The 19,666-nt window shown below is 69.9% G+C and carries 20 protein-coding genes and 1 pseudogene; 15 read left to right on the top strand and 6 right to left on the bottom strand.

All coding sequences use genetic code 11. From position 1 onward, the window contains the following. Positions 1 to 9: 9 nt before the first annotated feature. From H7I41_RS17675 to H7I41_RS17655, 5 genes are read left to right on the top strand one after another with little or no spacing between them, the layout of a single operon-like run. Positions 10 to 456 (top strand): SRPBCC family protein, encoded by a 447-nt coding sequence (locus H7I41_RS17675; RefSeq protein ID WP_264013911.1) that lies wholly within the window; start codon positions 10 to 12, stop codon positions 454 to 456. Positions 457 to 462: 6 nt separating this feature from the next. Beyond that, positions 463 to 903: an SRPBCC family protein gene (locus H7I41_RS17670; protein ID WP_264013910.1), complete on the top strand. Its 441-nt coding sequence runs from the start codon at positions 463 to 465 to the stop codon at positions 901 to 903. A gap of 33 nt (positions 904 to 936) precedes the next feature. Next, positions 937 to 1,683, top strand: a complete 747-nt coding sequence (locus tag H7I41_RS17665) for an alpha/beta fold hydrolase (RefSeq protein WP_264013909.1) — start codon at positions 937 to 939, stop codon at positions 1,681 to 1,683. Positions 1,684 to 1,737: 54 nt separating this feature from the next. Beyond that, positions 1,738 to 2,181 (top strand): SRPBCC family protein, encoded by a 444-nt coding sequence (locus tag H7I41_RS17660; RefSeq protein ID WP_264013908.1) that lies wholly within the window; start codon positions 1,738 to 1,740, stop codon positions 2,179 to 2,181. Positions 2,182 to 2,235: 54 nt separating this feature from the next. Beyond that, positions 2,236 to 3,153, top strand: coding sequence for a TIGR03564 family F420-dependent LLM class oxidoreductase (locus H7I41_RS17655; RefSeq protein WP_264013907.1), 918 nt, complete (start codon positions 2,236 to 2,238; stop codon positions 3,151 to 3,153). Between the two features lie 3 nt (positions 3,154 to 3,156). On the opposite strand, the gene H7I41_RS17650 is transcribed toward H7I41_RS17655, so the two are convergent. Next, complete coding sequence (locus H7I41_RS17650) at positions 3,157 to 4,341, bottom strand: pyridoxal phosphate-dependent aminotransferase (RefSeq protein ID WP_264013906.1); 1,185 nt, start codon at positions 4,339 to 4,341, stop codon at positions 3,157 to 3,159. A 101-nt stretch (positions 4,342 to 4,442) separates the two neighbouring features. On the opposite strand from H7I41_RS17650, the gene H7I41_RS17645 reads away from it, so the two are divergent. The 6 genes from H7I41_RS17645 (at position 4,443) to H7I41_RS17620 (ending at position 12,283) form a co-directional block, all read left to right on the top strand. After that, a complete protein-coding gene (locus H7I41_RS17645) occupies positions 4,443 to 5,183 on the top strand; it encodes an SDR family NAD(P)-dependent oxidoreductase (protein WP_264013905.1) in 741 nt (246 codons plus the stop codon). A gap of 33 nt (positions 5,184 to 5,216) precedes the next feature. Next, the gene (locus H7I41_RS17640) at positions 5,217 to 6,032 is read left to right on the top strand and encodes a helix-turn-helix transcriptional regulator (protein WP_264013904.1); all 816 of its coding nucleotides are present in this window, start codon (positions 5,217 to 5,219) and stop codon (positions 6,030 to 6,032) included. A 60-nt stretch (positions 6,033 to 6,092) separates the two neighbouring features. Beyond that, entirely contained in the window at positions 6,093 to 7,193 is a 1,101-nt protein-coding gene (locus tag H7I41_RS17635; RefSeq protein ID WP_264013903.1) for an alkene reductase, read from the top strand. Positions 7,194 to 7,342: 149 nt separating this feature from the next. Then, positions 7,343 to 8,554 carry an acetyl-CoA C-acetyltransferase gene (locus H7I41_RS17630; RefSeq protein ID WP_264013902.1) on the top strand — a complete coding sequence of 404 codons (1,212 nt, stop codon included), beginning with the start codon at positions 7,343 to 7,345 and terminating at the stop codon, positions 8,552 to 8,554. 4 nt (positions 8,555 to 8,558) lie between these two features. Beyond that, positions 8,559 to 10,703, top strand: a complete 2,145-nt coding sequence (locus tag H7I41_RS17625; RefSeq protein WP_264013901.1) for a 3-hydroxyacyl-CoA dehydrogenase NAD-binding domain-containing protein — start codon at positions 8,559 to 8,561, stop codon at positions 10,701 to 10,703. Positions 10,704 to 10,807: 104 nt separating this feature from the next. Further along, entirely contained in the window at positions 10,808 to 12,283 is a 1,476-nt protein-coding gene (locus H7I41_RS17620; protein ID WP_264013900.1) for a class I adenylate-forming enzyme family protein, read from the top strand. A 12-nt stretch (positions 12,284 to 12,295) separates the two neighbouring features. On the opposite strand, the gene H7I41_RS17615 is transcribed toward H7I41_RS17620, so the two are convergent. After that, a complete protein-coding gene (locus tag H7I41_RS17615) occupies positions 12,296 to 12,721 on the bottom strand; it encodes a pyridoxamine 5'-phosphate oxidase family protein (RefSeq protein WP_264013899.1) in 426 nt (141 codons plus the stop codon). A 49-nt stretch (positions 12,722 to 12,770) separates the two neighbouring features. Next, positions 12,771 to 13,982: an FAD-dependent monooxygenase gene (locus tag H7I41_RS17610; protein ID WP_264013898.1), complete on the bottom strand. Its 1,212-nt coding sequence runs from the start codon at positions 13,980 to 13,982 to the stop codon at positions 12,771 to 12,773. A gap of 77 nt (positions 13,983 to 14,059) precedes the next feature. Between H7I41_RS17610 and H7I41_RS17605 the strand changes: the two genes are divergently transcribed. From H7I41_RS17605 to H7I41_RS17590, 4 genes are all read left to right on the top strand, one after another. Next, positions 14,060 to 14,623: a TetR/AcrR family transcriptional regulator gene (locus H7I41_RS17605; RefSeq protein WP_264013897.1), complete on the top strand. Its 564-nt coding sequence runs from the start codon at positions 14,060 to 14,062 to the stop codon at positions 14,621 to 14,623. A gap of 11 nt (positions 14,624 to 14,634) precedes the next feature. After that, on the top strand, positions 14,635 to 15,624 hold the full coding sequence (locus H7I41_RS17600; protein ID WP_264013896.1) for an LLM class F420-dependent oxidoreductase: 990 nt from the start codon (positions 14,635 to 14,637) through the stop codon (positions 15,622 to 15,624). Between the two features lie 81 nt (positions 15,625 to 15,705). Further along, a complete protein-coding gene (locus H7I41_RS17595) occupies positions 15,706 to 16,593 on the top strand; it encodes a DUF8017 domain-containing protein (protein ID WP_264013895.1) in 888 nt (295 codons plus the stop codon). A gap of 24 nt (positions 16,594 to 16,617) precedes the next feature. Then, positions 16,618 to 16,962 carry a cupin domain-containing protein gene (locus tag H7I41_RS17590; RefSeq protein WP_264013894.1) on the top strand — a complete coding sequence of 115 codons (345 nt, stop codon included), beginning with the start codon at positions 16,618 to 16,620 and terminating at the stop codon, positions 16,960 to 16,962. An 18-nt stretch (positions 16,963 to 16,980) separates the two neighbouring features. On the opposite strand, the gene H7I41_RS17585 is transcribed toward H7I41_RS17590, so the two are convergent. The 3 genes and pseudogenes from H7I41_RS17585 to H7I41_RS17575 all read right to left on the bottom strand — a co-directional run. Then, positions 16,981 to 17,556 (bottom strand): hypothetical protein, encoded by a 576-nt coding sequence (locus tag H7I41_RS17585; protein WP_264013893.1) that lies wholly within the window; start codon positions 17,554 to 17,556, stop codon positions 16,981 to 16,983. 71 nt (positions 17,557 to 17,627) lie between these two features. Further along, the gene (locus tag H7I41_RS17580; protein ID WP_264013892.1) at positions 17,628 to 19,277 is read right to left on the bottom strand and encodes a DNA repair helicase XPB; all 1,650 of its coding nucleotides are present in this window, start codon (positions 19,275 to 19,277) and stop codon (positions 17,628 to 17,630) included. A gap of 41 nt (positions 19,278 to 19,318) precedes the next feature. After that, positions 19,319 to 19,666, bottom strand: a pseudogene (locus H7I41_RS17575) (WYL domain-containing protein); the annotation flags it as partial.

Below are 19,666 nucleotides of genomic sequence, written 5' to 3'. Positions count from 1 at the left end.
GGTCACGCCATGGCCGTCAGCGATTCCCGTGAAGTGCTCGTCGAAGCGACCGCCGAGGAGATCCTCCACGTCATCGCCGATGTCGAATCGACCCCGGACTGGTCGCCCCAGTACCAGAAGGCCGAGGTCCTCGAGGCCTACGACGACGGCAGGCCGCACCGGGTGAAGATGAAGGTGAAGTCCGCGGGCATCTCCGACGAACTGGTCGTCGAGTACACCTGGACCGACTCGAGCGCGAGCTGGACACTCGTGTCGGCCGGCCAGCTCAAGGCCCAAGACGGCAAGTACACCTTGACCCCGGAAGGCGACAAGATCCGGCTGCGGTTCGACCTGACCGCGGATCCGTCGGTGCCGATCCCCGGCTTCATCCTCAAGCGGGCGCTCAAGGGTGCGATGGAGACCGCGACCGACGGACTGCGCAAGCAGGTTTTGAAAGTGAAGAAGGGTGGCAACTAGCCCACCATGGCCATCACCGAGACCCGCGAGATCCTCATCGAGGCGACTCCGGATGAAATCCTGGAAGTGCTCTACGATCTCGAATCGCTGACCGAATGGTCGTCGGCGCACCAGGAGGTCGAGATCCTCGAGCGTGACGACGAGGGAAGGCCGAAACGCTCGCGGCAGGTCGTGAAGATCGTCGGCGTCAGCGACGAGCAGGTGCTCGACTACACCGTGCACGACGACGGGGTCAGCTGGACGCTCGTGGAATCGAAGCAGCAGAGGGGCCAGGACGCCCGCTACACCCTGACCCCCGACGGCGACGGCACCAAGGTGCGGTTTGAGCTCACCGTCGACCCGCTGGTGCCGCTGCCCGGCTTCCTGATCAAGAAGGGCGCCAAGGGTCTGCTCGACACCGCCACCGAAGGCCTGCGCAAGCGGGTGCTGAAGATCAAGAAGTCCTGACCGCGGCCGTCGCGCCGTGCCAGGATCAGGGCCATGACCATCGTCCTGGTGCACGGAAACCCGGAGACCGACGCCCTGTGGGATCCACTGGTCGACGCCCTGGGGCGTGACGACGTGGTGCGACTGTCGCCCCCGGGTTTCGGCGCCCCTCTTCCCGACGGCTTCGCCGCGACGTTCACGGCGTACCGGGACTGGCTGGAAGACGAGCTGACGCGTATCGACGGTCCGATCGACCTCGTCGGTCACGACTGGGGCGGCGGCCACGTGGTGAACGTGGTGATGCACCGCCCGGAGCTCGTGCGTAGCTGGGCCAGCGACGTCCTCGGGCTGTTCGACCCCGATTACGTCTGGCACGACATGGCGCAGGTGTGGCAGACCGAGGGCGAGGGCGAGAAGCTGGTCGACGAACTGCTCGGCGGAACGGTGCGCGAACGCGCAGAGCGGATGGCCACGTTCGGCATACCGCTGGAGACGGGCGAGAAGATCGCCGCCGGGCAGGGGCCGGAGATGGCCCGCGCGATCCTGCTGCTGTACCGCTCGGCGCGCCAGCCCGCGATGGCGGAGGCCGGCCGCGACCTGGAGAAAGCCGCGGCCCGCCCGGGCCTGTCGATCCTCGCCACCGACGACCCCTTCGCCCGTCCCGGACCGTCGCGCGGGCGGGCCGCCGACCGGGCCGGGGCCCGCACCGAGGTCCTCGACGGCCTCGGGCACTGGTGGATGGTGCAGGATCCGGCCCGTGGGGCGGCCGCCCTCACCGGCTTCTGGGACGAGCTCGACTGACGCAGTCGCCCGAACCGCGACCCTGCCTTGCCGCGCGGGTCTACATTTGCTGGTATGGCCGTTCGCGCGTCCAAGGAAGCAGTGATCGACGCCTCCCCGGAGGCGATCCTGGAGGTGCTCGCCGACATCGAGGACCTGCCGGCGTGGTCGTCGGTGTACAAGAACGTCGAGGTGCTCGACCGCCATCCCGACGGCAGGCCGTTCCACGTGCGGGCCACGCTGCGCCTGATGGGGATCACCGACAAGGAGATGCTCGAATACCACTGGGGCGACCGCTGGGTGGTGTGGGACGCCGCGGACACCTTCCAACAGCGCGGCCAGCACGTCGAGTACAACCTCACCCCGGAGGGCGACCGCACCCGGGTGCGCTTCGACGTGATCGTCGACCCGTCTGCCCCCATCCCGGAATTCCTGATCAAGCGGGCGAAGAAGATCGTGCTCGACTCGGCAATCGAGCAGCTGCGCCGACGGGTGCTGAGTAGAACTCGCGCCGACTAGAACTCGCGCTGATCCGAACGGAATGGGCGCACGGCGGCCCCGGTTGGCAATGACATGCCGACCGGAGTAGTCATCCATCCCCGTTCCGACGCCGCCAACGCGGTCGACGACGCCGTGGCGCAGGCCACCGCCGCGCAGCGGGCGGGTGTCACGCAGGTGTGGCTGGCCCAGCGCGTCGATCACGACGCCATCGCGCTGGCCGGCCTGATCGGCGCCGCGGTACCCGGCCTCGGCGTCGGGACGTCTGTGGTGCCGATCAACCCCCGGCATCCGCTGCTGATCTCCTCGGCGGCGCAGACCGCGCAGGCCGCCGCGCACGGCAACTTCAGCCTCGGCCTCGGGCTCGGCGCCCACGAACCCGAGCGGCTGGCGTTCGGCGCGACATGGCCCGACCCGGTCGGCCGGCTGCGCGAACACCTCACGGTGCTGCGTTCGCTGCTCGACACCGGCACCGTCGACTTCCACGGCGAGGCGATCACCTCCAGCCCGGCGTGGCCCGCGACGGTGGCGGGCGGCACCGCGGTGCCCGTGTACGTCGCGGCCATGGGACCCAAGGCGCTGCAGGTCACCGGCGAACTCGCCGACGGGACGCTGCCCTACCTCGCCGGGCCGCGGACCATCGCGGACTTCATCGTCCCCACCATCAACCGCGCCGCAGCCGACGCCGGCAGGCCACGACCGCGCGTCATCGCCATGGTGCCGGTGTTCGTGACCGACGACCCCGGCAGCGTGCACGAGGCCGTGGCCGCGGAACTGGGCTTCTACAACGAGATCCCGTCGTATCAGAAGATCCTGGCACGCGAGAACGTCTCCGGCGCAGCGGATCTCGCTGCGGTCGGGCCGGTCGAGTCGGTGCTGCGGCAGCTGCGCCGCTACCTCGATGCGGGCGCCACCGATGTCGCGCTCGCGCCGGTGGGTCCGGTGGACGACCGCGCCCGCGAGGCGCTGTGGTCGGTGGCCGGCTCGCTCTGAACCTCAACCGCCGGGGCGCAGCACCTGCAGCCGGCGGATCGCATCGTCGAGGGTGTCGTCACGCTTGCAGAACGCGAACCGCACCAGGTGGCTCCACGCGTCGGCGTGCGCGGCGGCGGGATCGCAGAACGCGGACATCGGGATCGCGGCCACACCGGCGCGCTCGGGCAGCTCCGCACAGAACGCGGTGCTGTCGGTGTAGCCCAGCGGACGCGGATCGGCGCACAGGAAGTAGGTGCCCGAGCTGGGGTGCACGTCGAAGCCGAGGTCGACGAGCGCCGATCCGAGCCGGTCACGCTTGGCCTGAAGCGAATCGCGCAACGCGGCCACCCAGGCGTCCTCGTGGTTGAGGGCGTGGGCCACCGCCGGCTGGAACGGCGCACCTCCGACATAGGTCAGGTACTGCTTGGCCGCACGCACCCCGGCGATGAGATCCGCTGGGCCGCAGGCCCACCCGACTTTCCAACCGGTGACGTTGAACATCTTGGCGGCACTGGAGATCGTGATCGTGCGCGCCGCCATCCCGGGGTAGTTGGCCACCGGCAGGTGTGTGCGTCCAGGGGGGTCCGAGTAGACGAGGTGTTCGTACACCTCGTCGCTGATCACCAGAAGGTCGTGGGCGACGGCGAGTTCGGCGATGGCGGCCAGTTCGGCGTCGCCGGCGACCATGCCGGTGGGATTGTGCGGCGAGTTCAGGATCAGCGCCCGGGTGCGGGGTGTCACCGCCCGGCCCAGCGCGTCGACGTCGATTGCGAAGCCGTCACCGACCTGGGCGAGCGGCACCGCGACCCGGTGACAACCCGCCATCGCGAGGACGGGGGAGTAGGAGTCGTAGAACGGCTCGATCAGCAGCACCTCGGAGCCGGGCTCGACCAGGCCGAGCACCGCCGACGCGATCGCCTCGGTGGCGCCGACTGTCACGAGCACCTCGGTGTCCGGGTCGTAGACGGTGCCGAAGTGGCGTTCGCGCTGCGCGGCGATCGCCTCCCTCAGCGGCGCGATGCCGAGGCCGGGCGGGTACTGGTTGACCCCGTCGGCGATGGCGGCCCGGGCGGCCTCGAGCATGGCGGGCGGGCCGTCCTCGTCGGGGAATCCCTGGCCCAAATTGACCGCACCGATGCGGGCGGCCAGCGCCGACATCTCGGCGAACACCGTCACCGCGAAGGGGCGCAGCCGCGAAACCGTCATGGCAGACCAGCCTAGGTGTGCGATCGCCGGATGCGTATTCCCCGGCGTGGGGGTACAGCCCGTGCCTCCCTGTACGCGCCCGGCTGCACTGTGCTGATGTCATGACCGACAACAACGACACCCTCGCCCTGGTGACCGGCGGCAACGCCGGCATCGGCTTCCACGTCACGCAACAGCTCGCCCGTGCCGGCGTACGGGTACTGCTGGGCTCCCGCGATCCGGCGCGCGGCGCGTCTGCCGCCGGTGAGCTGGCGGCGGCGGGACTCGCCGTCGACCCGCTGACACTCGACGTCACCGACGACCAGACGATCAGTGCCGCTGTCCGGTATGTCGGCGACACGTACGGGCGGCTCGACATGCTGATCAACAACGCCGCGATCGCGGGTGATGGATCGCCGGCGTCCGCAGTCGGTCGCGCCGAACTCCTGCGCACCTACGACACCAACGTGGCCGGGGTCGCCGCGGTGACCAACGGTTTCCTGCCGTTACTGCGTTCCTCGACGCGGCCGCGAATTCTGAACGTGTCCAGCGAATTGGGATCGACGCGCCTGGTCAACGATCCGGACTGGCCCTACAGCTCGGTGGCCGCGGCCGCCTATCAGGCCTCGAAGAGCGCGCTCGACATGCTGACCGTGCTCTACGCCAAAGAACTTGTCCACGAACATGTCCCGGTGGTGTCCGTGAGTCCGGGCTACCGGTCCACCAATCTCAACGGCGGCCGACCCATGGAGGGGGCCGGAGATCCGGCAGAGGGGGCGGCCGGCATCGTCGAGCTCGCGCTCGCCTCCGTGCTGCCCACCGGCCGGTTCTTCAGCTACCGGGCGGAGCTCGTCTCGTGGTGAAGCGCGGCACGAGGGTCGTGCCACTATCGAAGAATGGACGGACAGGCGGCGGGCAGGTTTTTGCGAGCGGTCCGGGAGAGCCGTGAGCCCGCCGACTTCGGGTTCAGCGCGCAGGGTCGGCGCACGTCCGGATTGAGGCGGTCCGAAGTGGCCGAGCTGGCGCACATATCCGTCGAGCACTACACGAACGTCGAACGCGCCCGCGGGTCCGCGCCGTCCGACCAGGTGGTGGCCGCCATCGCCGATGCGCTTCGTCTGCACGCCGACGAGCGGCGCCACCTGTTCCAACTGATCGGGCGCAGCGTCCCGCTGGAGCAGGCGCCGAGCATGGAGGTGACCCCGAGCGTCGCCGAGCTGGTCGCAGGGCTCGGGACGACGGCCGCGATGGTGCTGAGTGCACGCTACGACGTGCTGGCGTGGAATGCCGAGGCCGTCGTCCTCATGGAGGACTTCGGCGCGATCCCGCCGGCCGAACGCAACATTGCGCGCCGGCATTTCCTGCCGCCACCGGATGTCCCGCCGCACTACGGGATGACGGGGGGCGCGGAGTTCTCGCGCATCGTGGTGGGCCAACTGCGCGCCACGGTGGCCCGCTACCCCCGGGACCCGATGACCCGGGGGCTGATCGCGGACCTGCGTGCGGGAAGCCCCGAGTTCGCCGAGCTCTGGGACGACGCCACGGTCATCACCGTCACGCACATGATCAAGCGCCTGGATCATCCCGAACTCGGTCGCCTGACTCTGGCCTGCGACATGCTGCAGGACCCGCACCGAGATCAGAGCATCGTCATGTTCTCGGTCGTGTCGGCAGCACGCCGAGATGCCGATCAGGCGGCCGCGGCGTCGTGATCGATCAGCGCCTGCACGCGCGGGGGAATGAACCGCGGTGCCGAGACACTTGTTGCGTGCGTGACTTTCCAACTCGCTGCCGACGCCACGCTGCTCACACCGATCCAGGTCGGTGACACCCCGGTCGCGAACCGGCTCTTCATGGCGCCCCTGACGAGATCCCGCGCCGACGCCGACGGCACGCCCTCCGACCTGGCGGCCACCTACTACGCTCAGCGCGCGTCGGCGGGCCTGATCATCAGCGAGGCCACCGCGGTGTCACCCGGTGCGGGCGGGGCGTACCCGAACACCCCCGGCGTGTTCACCGACCGGCAGCAGTACGCGTGGGCCGGGATCGCCGAGGCCGTGCACACTGCGGGCGGCAAGATGTTCCTCCAGCTCTGGCATGTCGGCCGGATGGGCCACCCGGACCTCAGCGGCGTCGAGACGGTGGGCCCGTCGGCGGTCGCCGCCGAGCTGGACGCGCGCACGCCCCAGGGCCGCAAGCCGCTGCCGGTGCCGCGCGCACTGGCGGTCGACGAGATCGGTGAGATCGTGGCGTCGTTCCGCGCCGCCGCCCGCCGGGCCGTCGACGCAGGCATGGACGGGGTGGAGATCCACTCGGCCAACGGCTACCTGCTGCACGAGTTCCTCTCCGACGTCGTGAACCGGCGCACCGACTCCTACGGCGGATCGGCCGCCAACCGCGCCCGGCTGACCGCCGAGGTGGTCGAGGCGGTCGTCGACGAGATCGGTGCGGGCCGGGTGGGCCTGCGCATCTCACCCGGGAATCCAGCGGGCGACATGCGTGAGGACGACGTGGTCAGCGCCTACGAGGCGCTGCTCGCTCGCATCACGCCGCTGGGCATCGCCTATCTGCATGTGCTCGTAGACCCCACCACGCCGCTGTTCGGCACGCTGCGGGCGCTGTGGTCGGGGACGTTCGTCCTGAACACCGGCCGCGACACCGGTACCGACTTCTGCCAGCTGGAGAGCTTCGCCGACTGGGGTGCGATCAGCGCTGCCGCCGTCGGACGGTCCTACCTGGCCAACCCGGACCTGATCGACCGGTTGCTGCTCGGCGCCGAACTCAACGAGCCCGATCCGACGACGTTCTACGCCCCCGGGCCGGTCGGCTACATCGACTACCCGACGCTGGAAGCGCAGCGCCAGACCGCCTGACACTTTCTCGGCGAGCAGGCCCCCGCAAGCGGGAGGTACCCCCCGTAGATCCGCACTCCTGAGCGGCGGATCATGCAAATTTGCGTCTGTTCGCGGGAAAGGGTGACCGCCCAACCAACAGGTTGGTTTAGGCTGTTACGCTTCGCTTCATGTCTGAAGAAGCCTTCATCTACGAGGCGATCCGCACTCCCCGCGGCAAGGGGAAGAACGGCTCGCTGCACGAGATCAAACCCGTCAACCTGGTCGTCGGCCTGATCGACGAGCTCCGCAGCCGCCACCCCGACCTCGACGAGAACCTGATCAGCGACCTGATCCTCGGCGTGGTGTCGCCCGTCGGCGATCAGGGCGGCGACATCGCGCGCACCGCCGCGCTGGTGGCCAAGCTGCCCGAGACCACCGGTGGCTTTCAGCTCAACCGGTTCTGCGCGTCCGGCCTGGAGGCCGTCAACACCGCGGCGCAGAAGGTCCGCTCCGGCTGGGACGACCTGGTGCTCGCCGGCGGCGTCGAGTCGATGAGCCGTGTCCCGATGGGCTCCGACGGCGGCGCATGGGCCACCGACCCCGAGACGAACTACCGCATCGGCTTCGTCCCGCAGGGCATCGGCGCCGACCTCATCGCGACCATCGAGGGCTTCTCGCGCGAGGACGTCGACGCCTACGCGCTGCGCAGCCAGGAGAAGGCTGCCGCCGCGTGGTCGGGCGGCTACTTCGCCAAGTCGGTGATCCCGGTGAAGGACCAGAACGGCCTCGTCGTCCTCGACCACGACGAGCACATGCGCCCGGACACCACCCCCGAGGGCCTGGCCAAGCTGCGCACCGCCTTCGACGGCGTCGGCGCGATGGGCGGCTTCGACGATGTGGCGCTGCAGAAGTACCACTCGATAGAGAAGATCAACCACGTCCACACCGGCGGCAACAGCTCCGGCATCGTCGACGGCGCCGCGCTGGTGCTCGTCGGCTCAGAAGGCGCAGGGAAAGCCCAAAACCTGACCCCGCGGGCGCGCATCGTGGCCACCGCCACCAGCGGCGCCGATCCGGTCATCATGCTGACCGGCCCGACCCCGGCCACCAAGAAGGTGCTCGACCGGGCCGGCCTGACGGTCGACGACATCGACCTGTTCGAGCTGAACGAGGCGTTCGCCTCGGTGGTGCTGAAGTTCCAGAAGGACCTGAACATCCCCGACGAGAAGCTCAACGTCAACGGCGGCGCCATCGCGATGGGCCACCCGCTGGGCGCCACCGGCGCGATGATCACCGGAACCATGGTCGACGAGCTCGAGCGCCGCAACGCGCGCCGGGCGCTCGTCACGCTGTGCATCGGCGGCGGCATGGGTGTCGCGACCATCATCGAGAGGGTTTAAGAGCATGGCAGAGAACACCATTCAGTGGGACAAGGATGCCGACGGCATCGTCACCCTGACGCTGGACGACCCGACCGGTTCGGCCAACGTGATGAACGAGCACTACCAAGAGTCCATGAACAAGGCCGTCGAACGGCTTGTCGCCGAGAAGGATTCGATCACCGGCGTCGTCATCGCCAGCGCGAAGAAGACCTTCTTCGCCGGTGGCGACCTCAAGGGCATGATCAACCTGGGTCCCGAGAACGCCGCCGAGGCGTTCGAGATGGTCGAGGCCGTCAAGGCCGACCTTCGCAAGCTGGAGACCCTCGGCGTGCCGGTGGTCGCCGCCATCAACGGCGCCGCGCTCGGCGGTGGCCTGGAGATCGCGCTGGCGTGTCACCACCGCATCGCCGCCGACGTCAAGGGCGTGCAGATCGGCCTGCCCGAGGTCACCCTGGGCCTGCTGCCCGGTGGCGGCGGGGTCACCCGCACCGTGCGGATGTTCGGCATCCAGAAGGCGTTCATGGAGATCCTCAGCCAGGGCACCCGGTTCAAGCCGGGCAAGGCCAAGGACGCCGGCCTGGTCGACGAGCTCGTGGGCAGCGTCGAGGAGCTGGTGCCCGCCGCGAAGGCGTGGATCAAGGCCAACCCGGAGAGCCACACCCAGCCGTGGGACCAGAAGGGCTACAAGATGCCCGGCGGCACCCCGAGCTCGCCCGGCCTCGCCGCGATCCTGCCGTCGTTCCCGGCGCTGCTGAAGAAGCAGCTCAAGGGTGCGCCGATGCCGGCACCGCGGGCGATCCTCGACGCCGCGGTCGAGGGTGCGCAGGTGGACTTCGACTCGGCCAGCCGCATCGAGAGCCGCTACTTCACCCAGCTGGTCACCGGCCAGGTCGCGAAGAACATGATCCAGGCGTTCTTCCTCGACCTGCAGTACATCAACTCCGGCGGCTCGCGGCCCGACGGCATCGAGCCGGTCAAGATCAACAAGATCGGCGTGCTCGGCGCCGGCATGATGGGCGCGGGCATCGCCTACGTCTCGGCCAAGGCCGGCTACGACGTCGTGCTCAAGGACGTGTCGATCGAGGCCGCCGAGAAGGGCAAGAACTACTCCGAGAAGATCGAGGCCAAGGCACTCGAGCGGGGACGCACCACCGAGGAGAAATCCAAGGAGCTGCTGGCCCGCATCACGCCGACCGCCGACGCCGCCGACTTCAAGGGCGTCGACTTCGTCATCGAGGCCGTCTTCGAGAGCCAGGAACTCAAGCACAAGGTGTTCCAGGAGATCGAGGACATCGTCGAGCCCAACGCGCTGCTCGGCTCGAACACCTCCACGCTGCCGATCACCGGTCTGGCGACCGGCGTGAAGCGCCAGGAGGACTTCATCGGCATCCACTTCTTCTCGCCGGTCGACAAGATGCCGCTGGTGGAGATCATCCGGGGCGAGAAGACCTCCGACGACGCGCTGGCCCGGGTGTTCGACTACACGCTGGCCATCGGCAAGACGCCGATCGTCGTCAACGACAGCCGCGGCTTCTTCACCAGCCGCGTCATCGGCACCTTCGTCAACGAGGCGCTGGCCATGCTCGGCGAGGGCGTCGCGCCGGCGAGCATCGAGCAGGCGGGTTCGCAGGCCGGCTACCCGGCACCGCCGCTGCAGCTGTCCGACGAGCTCAACCTCGAGCTGATGCACAAGATCGCCACCGCGACCCGCAAGGGTGTGGAGGACGCCGGCGGCACCTACGAGCCGCACCCGGCCGAGGCAGTCGTCGAGAAGATGATCGAGATCGAGCGGCCCAGCCGCCTCAAGGGCGCCGGGTTCTACGAGTACGTCGACGGCAAGCGGGTCGGCCTGTGGCCGGGCCTGAAGGAGACGTTCAACTCGGGCAGCACCGAACTGCCGCTGCAGGACATGATCGACCGGATGCTGTTCGCCGAGGCGCTCGAGACGCAGAAGTGCCTCGACGAAGGCGTGCTCACCACCACCGCCGATGCGAACATCGGCTCGATCATGGGCATCGGCTTCCCGCCGTACACCGGTGGCTCGGCGCAGTTCATCGTCGGCTACGAAGGTGCAGGCGGTGTCGGCAAGGAGGCCTTCGTGGCCCGGGCCAAGGAGCTGGCCGCCAAGTACGGCGACCGGTTCAACCCGCCCGCGTCGCTGAGCTAGTTCTCCCGAGCAGGCCCCCGCAAGCGGGAGGTGCCCCCCACAGGATCCCCCGAAACCGCTGGGTTTCGGGGGATTCTGCGTCTGCTCGGCGTTAGCCTCCAGGCGTGGCCGACTTCACCGAGACGTTCGCGGCAGGGCTGAGGGGCTACGGCGCCGGGCCGTGCCTGGAGTTCGAGGGCAGGTGGCACACCGGCGACGAGATCGTCGCGCACGCCGACGCGGTGACCGCCGCACTGCGGGACGCCGGCGTGGGCCACGACGCCCCGGTCGGCCTGGTGGTGCGCAACCGGCCATGGCATGCGGCGACCATCGCGGGCCTGCTCGCCGACCGGCGCTGGGTGTCGATGATCTACTCCTTCCAGTCGCCGGAGGCGATCGCCCGCGACGTCGAGTCGCTCGACCTGGCCGCGGTCGTGGCCGACGCCGAGGACTGGACGGCGCCGGTGCTGGCGGCCGCCGCGCGCGCAGGCAGTGCAGGAGTGGCGATCTCACCCCCCGGCGCCGAGATGGTCGACAGCCTGACCCGGGTGAGTGGTGCGCACCCGACCCGGGCCGGCGCGGGCCTGCAGATCCTCACCAGCGGCACGACCGGCCCGCCGAAACGGCAGTCCATCGACACCACGGTGCTGGAGCGCACGGTGTTCAGCGTGACCGGCGGCCGGTTCGCCTCGCCGCAGGATCCACCGGAGCTGTCCTACTGGCCGTTCGGCGGAATCGGCGTGTGTCAGTTGATCACCGGCTTCTACACCGGTCGGCGGATCGTGCTGCTCGAGAAGTTCGGCGTCGACGCCTGGGTGCGGGCCGTGCGGACGCACCGCATCGCGCGGTCGGGTGTGCAGCCCGCGGTGGTGCGGATGCTGCTGGACGCCGACGTCGACCCCGAGGACCTGTCCTCGCTGCAGTACATCATCAGTGCCTCGGGCCCGCTCGACCCGCAGACCCGCGACGAGTTCGAGCGCCGGTACCGGATACCGGTGCAGTTGGCGTACGGGGCAACGGAATTCGCGGGCTCGGTGTGCGCGTGGACGCCGGAACTGGTGGCGCGCTACGGCGACACCAAGCGGGAGAGTGTCGGCAGGCCGCTGCCCGACACCGAGGTGCGCATCGTCGACCAGGACAGCGGCGCCGAGCTGCCCGCCGGCGAGCAGGGCGTGCTCGAGGCCCGCATCCCGGTCATCACGCCGGACTGGATCCGCACCACCGACGTCGCGTCGATGGATGCCGACGGCTTCGTCACGCTGCACGGCCGCACCGACGGCGCGATCATCCGCGGCGGCTTCAAGGTGCTGCCGGAGACGGTGCGCCGGGTGTTGTTGTCGCACTCCGGGGTACGGGACGCATGCGTGGTCGGTGTGCGGGACGCACGGCTGGGGGAGGTGCCGTTCGCGGCGTTCGAACCCGCGCCGGGCCGGCCGGTGCCGACAGAGCAGGAACTGCAGGACCTGGTGCGCGAGTCGTTGCCCAGGCACCACGTGCCGGTCGCCGTCCTCGCGGTCGACGAGCTGCCGCGCACAGCGTCGCTGAAGGTGCGGCTACCCGACGTCGCGGCGCTCTACCAGCCGGTGCGCGCGAACACGTAGTGCCGCACCGGCTCAGAACGAGCCCATGTCCGCCGACAGCCAGTGCTCGGGGGTGAGGTGGATGGCGACGTGCTCGCCGAGATTCTCTTTGGCGAACGCCAGGTACTGCTCGGCGGCGTCGCCGGAGAGGTAGCGGCGGGTGACCTGCTCCATCAACTCGTCGGTGCCGGGCTCGATGCGGCTGACCGGGCCGTCCACGGCGACATAGCGGGTGGTGGGCTCGACCCGCTCGACCATGAGAGAGAAGTGGCCGGCCGCCTCGATGAGCCGGTGCTTACGGGAGCCGGCGCCGGTGAGCACCCACGGCTCGCCACCGGGGCGGTACTGGTACCAGATCGGCACGGTCAACGGGCCACGGCCGGCGCCTGCGTTCACCGACAGCGCGGCGACGTGCGGCTCGGCCAGGAACTGTTCGCGTTCTTCTCTGCTGAGGGCCATGACCGCGACGGTACCGACGGCCACCGACAGCCTCGATGCGCTCACTGAGTCAGCGAGTAACGAGGGCCGGGTAATCGGGAACGCGGATCGAGTCGAAGAACCGGACGCCGCGGTCGTCCAGCCCGGCCAATGCCCGGCCGACGGGGCTGGGCAGCACCGAGATGAGCCGCCCCGCGGCCAGCAGCGCCCGAACTCCGAGACCTGACGACGGCAGGATGCTGCCGGCCATTCTCTTCGCCAGTGCCCGGCTGCCGATCACCGCCGGGGTCATGACGTCTTCGTAGGCGGGAAACGCGACGGTGTGGTCCCCGGCGGCGCGATCGAGCTCGCCGGCAAGGACGTATGCCCCGATGACGGCGAGGCTGGTGCTGCCTCCGACGGCAGGGCCGGGACAGTATCCGGCGTCGCCGACCAGCGTGACCCGACCGCGGGACCAGCTCGTCAGCTGCAGCTGGTCGATCGCGTCGAAGTAGAAGGCCGGCGTGTGGTCCACCTCGGCCAGCCAACGGTCGACGGGACCCGACATCCCGCCGAAGCGCCTCCGCAACTGCTCTTTCTGACCGGCCGGGTCGCGGTGGTCGTAGTGGTAGGCGGCGGCGGGCCTGAAGATGAAGACCGCCCGGGCGTCTTCGAGATGGTCGGCGGTGTAGATCATCGCGACGCGGTCGAGGTCGATGAACCCGGTCGACTCGCCTGCGCGCACAAAATCTTTCGGGACCGATACGACAGCGAGGTAGCCGCCGAGGAACTCGGTGTGGCCGGCGTCGGAGCCGAACACCAGGCGTCGCACACCGGAGTGCAGGCCGTCGGCGCCGATGACCACGTCGAATCCGCGTGGCGCCGAGCGGGCGAACGTGACCCCGCCGTCAGGGGTGATGGCGGTGATGTGGTCGCCGAAGAGGTACTCGACATCAGCGCGGCCCGCGTCGTAGAAGATCTCGCTGAGGTCGTCGCGCATGATCTCCACGTGCCGGTCGGAGATGGCCGCCGACAGCTTGTGATAGTCGATGTGGGTCGGCCGCCGCGCCCCGACGCGGTGCATGGTCAGCCGTCCGGTGCCGGTGGCGTGGTCGATGACGCGGTCGAGGACTCCCATCTGCTCGGCGATCGCCATGGCCGGCCCGAACAGGTCGATGGCGTGGCCGCCGGTCTTGCGCAGCGCAGGCGCGCGTTCCACGACCGTGACGTCGAAGCCCTGGCGCGTCAGCCAGTAGGCCACCACGGGGCCGGCGATGCTCGCGCCGGAGACGAGTACGCGCATGACACTTCTCCTTACTGAACGTTCGGTAAGCCGATGCCAATGAGCTTACTTAACGATCGGTCAGTTAGGGTGGGTACGTGAGCGGCCCCCGTTCGGACACCCGGCAGCGGATCCAGGACGTGGCGCGCGAACTGTTCACGGCCAAGGGTGTGCAGCGCACCAGCCTGCAGGACATCGCCGGGCGCCTCGGCATCACCAAACCTGCTCTCTACCACCATTTCTCATCGCGTGAAGACCTGGTTCGCAGCATCGTGCAGCCGCTCATCGACCGCGGCGACCGTTATGTGCGCGAATGCGAGGAGCGGCCGGAGATCACGCCCCGCCAGGTGCTGGAGGGGTTCTTCGACTTCCAGTACGCCCACCGCGCCGACCTCATGCTGATCGTCTCCGAGCTCAGCACCATCGCCGACCTGGGCCTCATCGACAGCATGCTGGCCTGGCGCGAACGGCTGAGCCGGATCCTGTTCGGGCCCGACCAGACGCTCGAGCAGGCGACCCGGGCCGTGATCGCGCTCGGCGGCCTGCAGGACTGCTGTCTGCAGTTCCCCGACGCGCCGGCGGACGCGCTGCGCCAGGCGGCGGTGACGGGTGCGTTGGCCGCCCTTGGCAAGTCGACCGGGCGGGGCCGCCCGACTCGCTAGAGTCGGATGCCATGCGCTTCGGACTGTTCATCCCGCAGGGCTGGCGACTCGACCTGATCGGCATCGCACCCGACGAGCAGTGGCAGGTGATGCGTGACCTGGCCACCTACGCCGACGGCACCGCATGGGACTCGCTGTGGGTCTACGACCACTTCCACACCGTGCCGGTGCCCACCGACGAGGCGACCCACGAGGCGTGGACGCTGATGGCGGCCTACGCGGCGACCACCTCCCGGATCAAGCTCGGCCAGATGTGCACCGCGATGGGCTACCGCAACCCGGTGTACCTCGCCAAGGTCGCGGCGACCACCGACATCATCTCCGGCGGGCGGGTGCAGATGGGCATCGGCGGCGGCTGGTACCAACACGAATGGGAGGCCTACGGCTACGGCTTCCCGACGGCCGGGCAGCGCCTCGGCATGCTCGACGAGGGCGTGCAGATCATGCGCGACGCCTGGCGCGACGGCCGGGTGACCTTCGGGGGCAAGTACTACAAGGTCGACGACGCGATCGTCGCGCCCACCCCGCTGCAGCAGGGAGGCCCTCCGCTGTGGATCGCGGGCGGCGGCGAGAAGGTGACACTGCGCATCGCCGCCAAGTACGCGCAGTACACCAACTTCACCTCCGAACCGGCGGGCTTCGAGCACAAGTCCGAGGTGCTCGCCGGGCACTGCCGCGACGTCGGCACCGACTACGGGAAGATCGTCCGCTCGGCGAACTTCAACGCCGTCATCGGCGATTCGGAGGCCGACGTGAAAGACCGCATCGAGCGCATCCGCGCCAGGCAGCAGGCCAAGGCCGACCCAGGGTCCGTCGATCGCATGCTGTCGGCGGTCAGCGCGCCCGAATCCGCCTCCGGCACAACCGAACAGGTTGTCGAGAAGCTGAAGCGGATGCGCGATCTCGGCTGTGAATACGCGATCCTCTACTTCCCCGAGGCCGCCTATGACCGGTCCGGCATCGAGAAGTTCGAACAGCAGGTCATCCCGGCGCTGAGCTAGCCGCTCCCGTCCGCTCTCGGCGCCGGGTGACGTCGCGGCGCGCTGTTAGGCTCGCTCTCAGAAGGCGGTGAGGGGGTCAGCGTGAGTTATCCGGCGCTGGGATTCCCGCCGCCCGAGGGCGACGGGCGGCCTCCGGACTACGTCGAGCGCACCACGGTCGACTATCCCGACGAATCGCCGCCACCCGGTGGACCGCCCCCGGGGCGGCGCCGGGTCTGGTGGTTGGCGGCGGCCGTTGCCGCGGTGGTGGTGCTGGGCGCAGGTGTGCTCATCGCCGTCGACGCCCGCCGGTCCCCGACGTCGGACACCACGGTGGCGACGGTCAGCGCACCCCCGCTCCCGCCCGCCCTGCCCGCACCCTCGACCCCGCCGCCGCCACCGCCGTGTGAGCCGGCGCTGCCGGGATCCCAGACGCCCGCCGGCTGGAAACCGGTGAGCAGCAACGTCGGCCTCACCTATGACGTGCCGCCGGAGTGGACCGTCGAGGGCTGCGGCGTGCGCCTGGGCTGGGAGAAGGTGTGCAAGGGCGGCCTGTTCGACGCCTGCCCCATCGAGATCCTTCGCGCCGCGGCGCAGTTGGAATCCAGCACGTGCCCGGACAACTGGCTGGCCGTGTCCGGACTCGACAGCCCGAAGAACCCCCGCGACCTCAACCGTGCCGTGCGCGACAAGGCCGCACTGGTGCGCGACATCTACACGTCCGCCGGCGGGCGGGTGCCGAAGGTGACGCTGACCGATCCGCGCGGCCTGATCCTCGACGCCACGCCGGCGCTGCAGATCCTGGCCACCGTGACCGGGATCGACGCCGGTGGGTGCGGCGCCTCCTCGGCCGTGCACAGCGTCGTCGCCATCAACGTGCCCGGCCAGGACGGAGCGGTGGTGTTCGTGGTGTCCCTCTATCAGGGCATCCCCGGCGCACCGAGTCCGCGACTGATCGACGACCTCGTCGCGACTCTGCGGCACACCTGACGCCCGGGTGGCACGATTCGGAGCATGGAGAAGATCTCACTCACCGCGCTGGCCCGCGAGCATCTCGAGACCGCCCGCGCCACCGGCAGCGGTCGCAGCGCCCACACCGTGTACGGCGGTCACGAACACGCGTTGCGTCAGACCCTGATCGCGCTCACCGGCGGCAGCGACCTGCACGAGCACGAGAGCCCCGGCGAGGCGACGCTCCAGGTGGTCACCGGCCGGGTGCGGCTGAGCACCGAGGAGGCCGGCTGGGAGGGCTCGGCGGGTGACCACATCGTGATCCCCCGCACCCGCCACGGCCTGCACGCCATCGAGGATTCGGTGGTCCTGCTGACCGTCGTCAAACCGGTCGGGCCGCACGCCTGAGCGTGAGGCCTGCGGCGGCTACTGCCCGGCGATGATCTTCGGGGGCATCGGCGCAGGCGCCGGTGGCGCGGGCTGACCCGGCGCGGGGGCCGGCGGCGCGTCGAAGTATCCGGGCGGCGGCGGCCCGTCGAGCGGGTAATAGCCCTCCGGCAGCGGCGGTCCGCCCGTCTTCGGCCCGGCGGGAGAAGCCGGGGTGGACGACCCCGGGTCGCTGATCGAGGTGTAGCCGGGCGGCAGCGCCGGCGCGGGGCCTGCGCCCGGCGGCGGGGCCGTCGAACCGGGTGCGGTCATCGTGGGGTCGCCGTACGGGTTCTTCGCCTGGTTCCACGCATCGCGCAGGAAGCCCAGCGGGCCGTCGCCGCTGCCGTACTTCTGATCCTGCATCTGCATCTGCGGCACCGGCGGCGGGCCGCCCGGGGGCGGTGGCGCAACCGGAGCTCCCGGAGCGGGTGCGGGCGGCACCGGCGGCATCCCGGGCTGGGCGGCGGCGGGTGTCGCGGCGACCAGGGCGCCGAAGCCGACGGCGAGGCCGGCCAGCGCCAGCCTGACGGCGGGGGTGTTCGAGGCAGCGCGAGCGCGCCGTCGTGCGGTCATGGGTGTCGAGGCTATCGCCTCAGCGCGGCGGGTGCGTGGTCACCGGGGGAACTCGTGGTGACACGGCGCCGTCAGATCGCCGGGCCGAGCAGGTCGTCGGCGTCCTTGATGATGTAGCCGTAGCCCTGTTCGGCGAGGAACCGCTGCCGGTGTGCGGCGTACTCCGCGTCCAGGCTGTCGCGTGAGACCACCGAGTAGAACACCGCGCCGCCGCCGTCGTGCTTCGGTCGCAGCAACCGGCCCAGCCGCTGCGCCTCCTCCTGCCGCGAGCCGAAGGTGCCCGAAACCTGCACCGCCACAGATGCTTCCGGCAGGTCGATGGAGAAGTTGGCCACCTTCGACACCACCAGGGTGGAGATCTCGCCGCGCCGGAACGCGTCGAACAGCGACTCGCGTTCGGCGGTCTTGGTCGACCCCTGGATCACCGGCGCGTCGAGTTCGCGGCCCAGCTCGTCGAGCTGGTCGAGGTACGCACCGATCACCAGCGTCTGCTCGCCCTTGTGCTTCTCCAGGATCGAGCGGACCACCGCGATCTTGGTGTGCACGGTGGAACACAGCTTGTAGCGTTCCTCGGGTTCGGCGACGGCGTAGAGCATCCGCTCGTTGTCCGTCATCGTCACCCGCACCTCGATGCACTCGGCGGGCGCGATCCAGCCCTGGGCCTCGATGTCCTTCCACGGCGCGTCGTAGCGCTTGGGCCCGATCAGGCTGAACACGTCGCCCTCGCGGCCGTCCTCGCGGATCAGCGTGGCCGTCAGCCCCAGCCGGCGCCGCGACTGCAGATCGGCGGTCATCCGGAACACCGGTGCGGGCAGCAGGTGCACCTCGTCGTAGATGATCAGCCCCCAGTCGCGGCTGTCGAACAGTTCGAGGTGGCGGTACTCACCCTTCGTGCGGCGGGTGATCACCTGGTAGGTCGCGATCGTGACCGGTCGGATCTCCTTGCGTTCACCGGAGTACTCGCCGATCTCCTCCTCGGTCAGGCTGGTGCGCGCGATCAGTTCGCGCTTCCACTGCCTGCCCGCCACAGTATTCGTGACCAGGATCAGCGTCGTCGCGCCCGCCTTGGCCATCGCCGCCGCGCCGACGAGCGTCTTTCCCGCGCCGCACGGCAGCACCACTACCCCGGAGCCGCCCGCCCAGAAGGAGTCGGCCGCCATCTCCTGGTAGTCGCGCAGCTCCCAGCCGTCCTGCCGCAGATCGATGGCGTGCTTCTCGCCGTCGACGTACCCGGCGAGGTCCTCGGCGGGCCAGCCGATCTTGAGCAGCAGCTGCTTGATGTGGCCGCGCTCGCTGGGATGCACGATCACCGTGTCGTCGTCGATGCGGGCGCCCAGCATCGGTGCGATCTTCTTGTGGCGCATCACCTCTTCGAGCACCGCACGGTCCAGGCTCACCAGCACGAGACCGTGCACGGGGCTCTTGACCAGCTGCAGGCGGCCGTAGCGGGCCATCGTGTCGACGATGTCGACCAGCAGGGGCTGCGGCACCGCGTAGCGGGAGAAGGACACCAGCGCGTCGACCACCTGCTCGGCGTCGTGGCCCGCCGCCCTGGCGTTCCACAGCGCCAGGGGGGTGATCCGGTAGGTGTGGATGTGCTCGGGGGCGCGTTCGAGCTCCGCGAACGGTGCGATGGCCGCCCGCGCCGCCCCGGCCTGCTCGTGGTCGACCTCGAGCAGCACCGTCTTGTCGGACTGGACGATCAGTGGGCCGTCAGTCATGCGGGTCTCGCTGGTGCGTCATCTTCTCCATCATCCTGCGTCTATTCGCTGTCGGCCGACACCACCGAGGTGACGCGATGGATGGCGAATTCGCGTACCCGTCCGGATGCCGGGTCGTAGGCGGTGAGCTGCCCGCCGCGCACGTTGATCGGTGCGACCACCCGCTGGGTCGCGATGCCGGCGGGGTCGACGTAGCCGATCACCACCGACGTCTGGGTCAGGGCGGCGTCCTGCAACTGCGTTATCGCAACGCCGGGGTCCAGCCGCGTGTTCCCGAACGGCGCGACCGCGACCTTGCGCAGCACCGCGACGATGGCGCCGAGCGTCTGCGGCGTCGGAGTCGGCGCCGGCCGGTACACCCGGCGGCGCGGGGCGGTCGGCACCCGCGC

The organism is [Mycobacterium] manitobense (assembly GCF_025821665.1).
Classification (GTDB): Bacteria; Actinomycetota; Actinomycetes; order Mycobacteriales; family Mycobacteriaceae; genus Mycobacterium; species Mycobacterium arseniciresistens.
The sequence above is the reverse complement of the archived record's forward strand: the minus strand, read 5'-3'. Positions and strand labels throughout refer to the sequence as shown.

What these genes read in the sequence shown, in the direction of transcription:
- H7I41_RS17630 (WP_264013902.1), top strand. Translation starts at nt 7,343, where the DNA reads ATGTCTGAAGAAGCCTTCATCTACGAGGCGATCCGCACTCCCCGCGGC.
- H7I41_RS17580 (WP_264013892.1), bottom strand. Translation starts at nt 19,277, where the DNA reads ATGACTGACGGCCCACTGATCGTCCAGTCCGACAAGACGGTGCTGCTC.
- H7I41_RS17650 (WP_264013906.1), bottom strand. Translation starts at nt 4,341, where the DNA reads ATGACGGTTTCGCGGCTGCGCCCCTTCGCGGTGACGGTGTTCGCCGAG.
- H7I41_RS17665 (WP_264013909.1), top strand. Translation starts at nt 937, where the DNA reads ATGACCATCGTCCTGGTGCACGGAAACCCGGAGACCGACGCCCTGTGG.
- H7I41_RS17615 (WP_264013899.1), bottom strand. Translation starts at nt 12,721, where the DNA reads ATGGCCCTCAGCAGAGAAGAACGCGAACAGTTCCTGGCCGAGCCGCAC.
- H7I41_RS17640 (WP_264013904.1), top strand. Translation starts at nt 5,217, where the DNA reads ATGGACGGACAGGCGGCGGGCAGGTTTTTGCGAGCGGTCCGGGAGAGC.
- H7I41_RS17590 (WP_264013894.1), top strand. Translation starts at nt 16,618, where the DNA reads ATGGAGAAGATCTCACTCACCGCGCTGGCCCGCGAGCATCTCGAGACC.
- H7I41_RS17600 (WP_264013896.1), top strand. Translation starts at nt 14,635, where the DNA reads ATGCGCTTCGGACTGTTCATCCCGCAGGGCTGGCGACTCGACCTGATC.
- H7I41_RS17655 (WP_264013907.1), top strand. Translation starts at nt 2,236, where the DNA reads ATGCCGACCGGAGTAGTCATCCATCCCCGTTCCGACGCCGCCAACGCG.
- H7I41_RS17670 (WP_264013910.1), top strand. Translation starts at nt 463, where the DNA reads ATGGCCATCACCGAGACCCGCGAGATCCTCATCGAGGCGACTCCGGAT.
- H7I41_RS17610 (WP_264013898.1), bottom strand. Translation starts at nt 13,982, where the DNA reads ATGCGCGTACTCGTCTCCGGCGCGAGCATCGCCGGCCCCGTGGTGGCC.
- H7I41_RS17675 (WP_264013911.1), top strand. Translation starts at nt 10, where the DNA reads ATGGCCGTCAGCGATTCCCGTGAAGTGCTCGTCGAAGCGACCGCCGAG.
- H7I41_RS17585 (WP_264013893.1), bottom strand. Translation starts at nt 17,556, where the DNA reads ATGACCGCACGACGGCGCGCTCGCGCTGCCTCGAACACCCCCGCCGTC.
- H7I41_RS17645 (WP_264013905.1), top strand. Translation starts at nt 4,443, where the DNA reads ATGACCGACAACAACGACACCCTCGCCCTGGTGACCGGCGGCAACGCC.
- H7I41_RS17660 (WP_264013908.1), top strand. Translation starts at nt 1,738, where the DNA reads ATGGCCGTTCGCGCGTCCAAGGAAGCAGTGATCGACGCCTCCCCGGAG.
- H7I41_RS17625 (WP_264013901.1), top strand. Translation starts at nt 8,559, where the DNA reads ATGGCAGAGAACACCATTCAGTGGGACAAGGATGCCGACGGCATCGTC.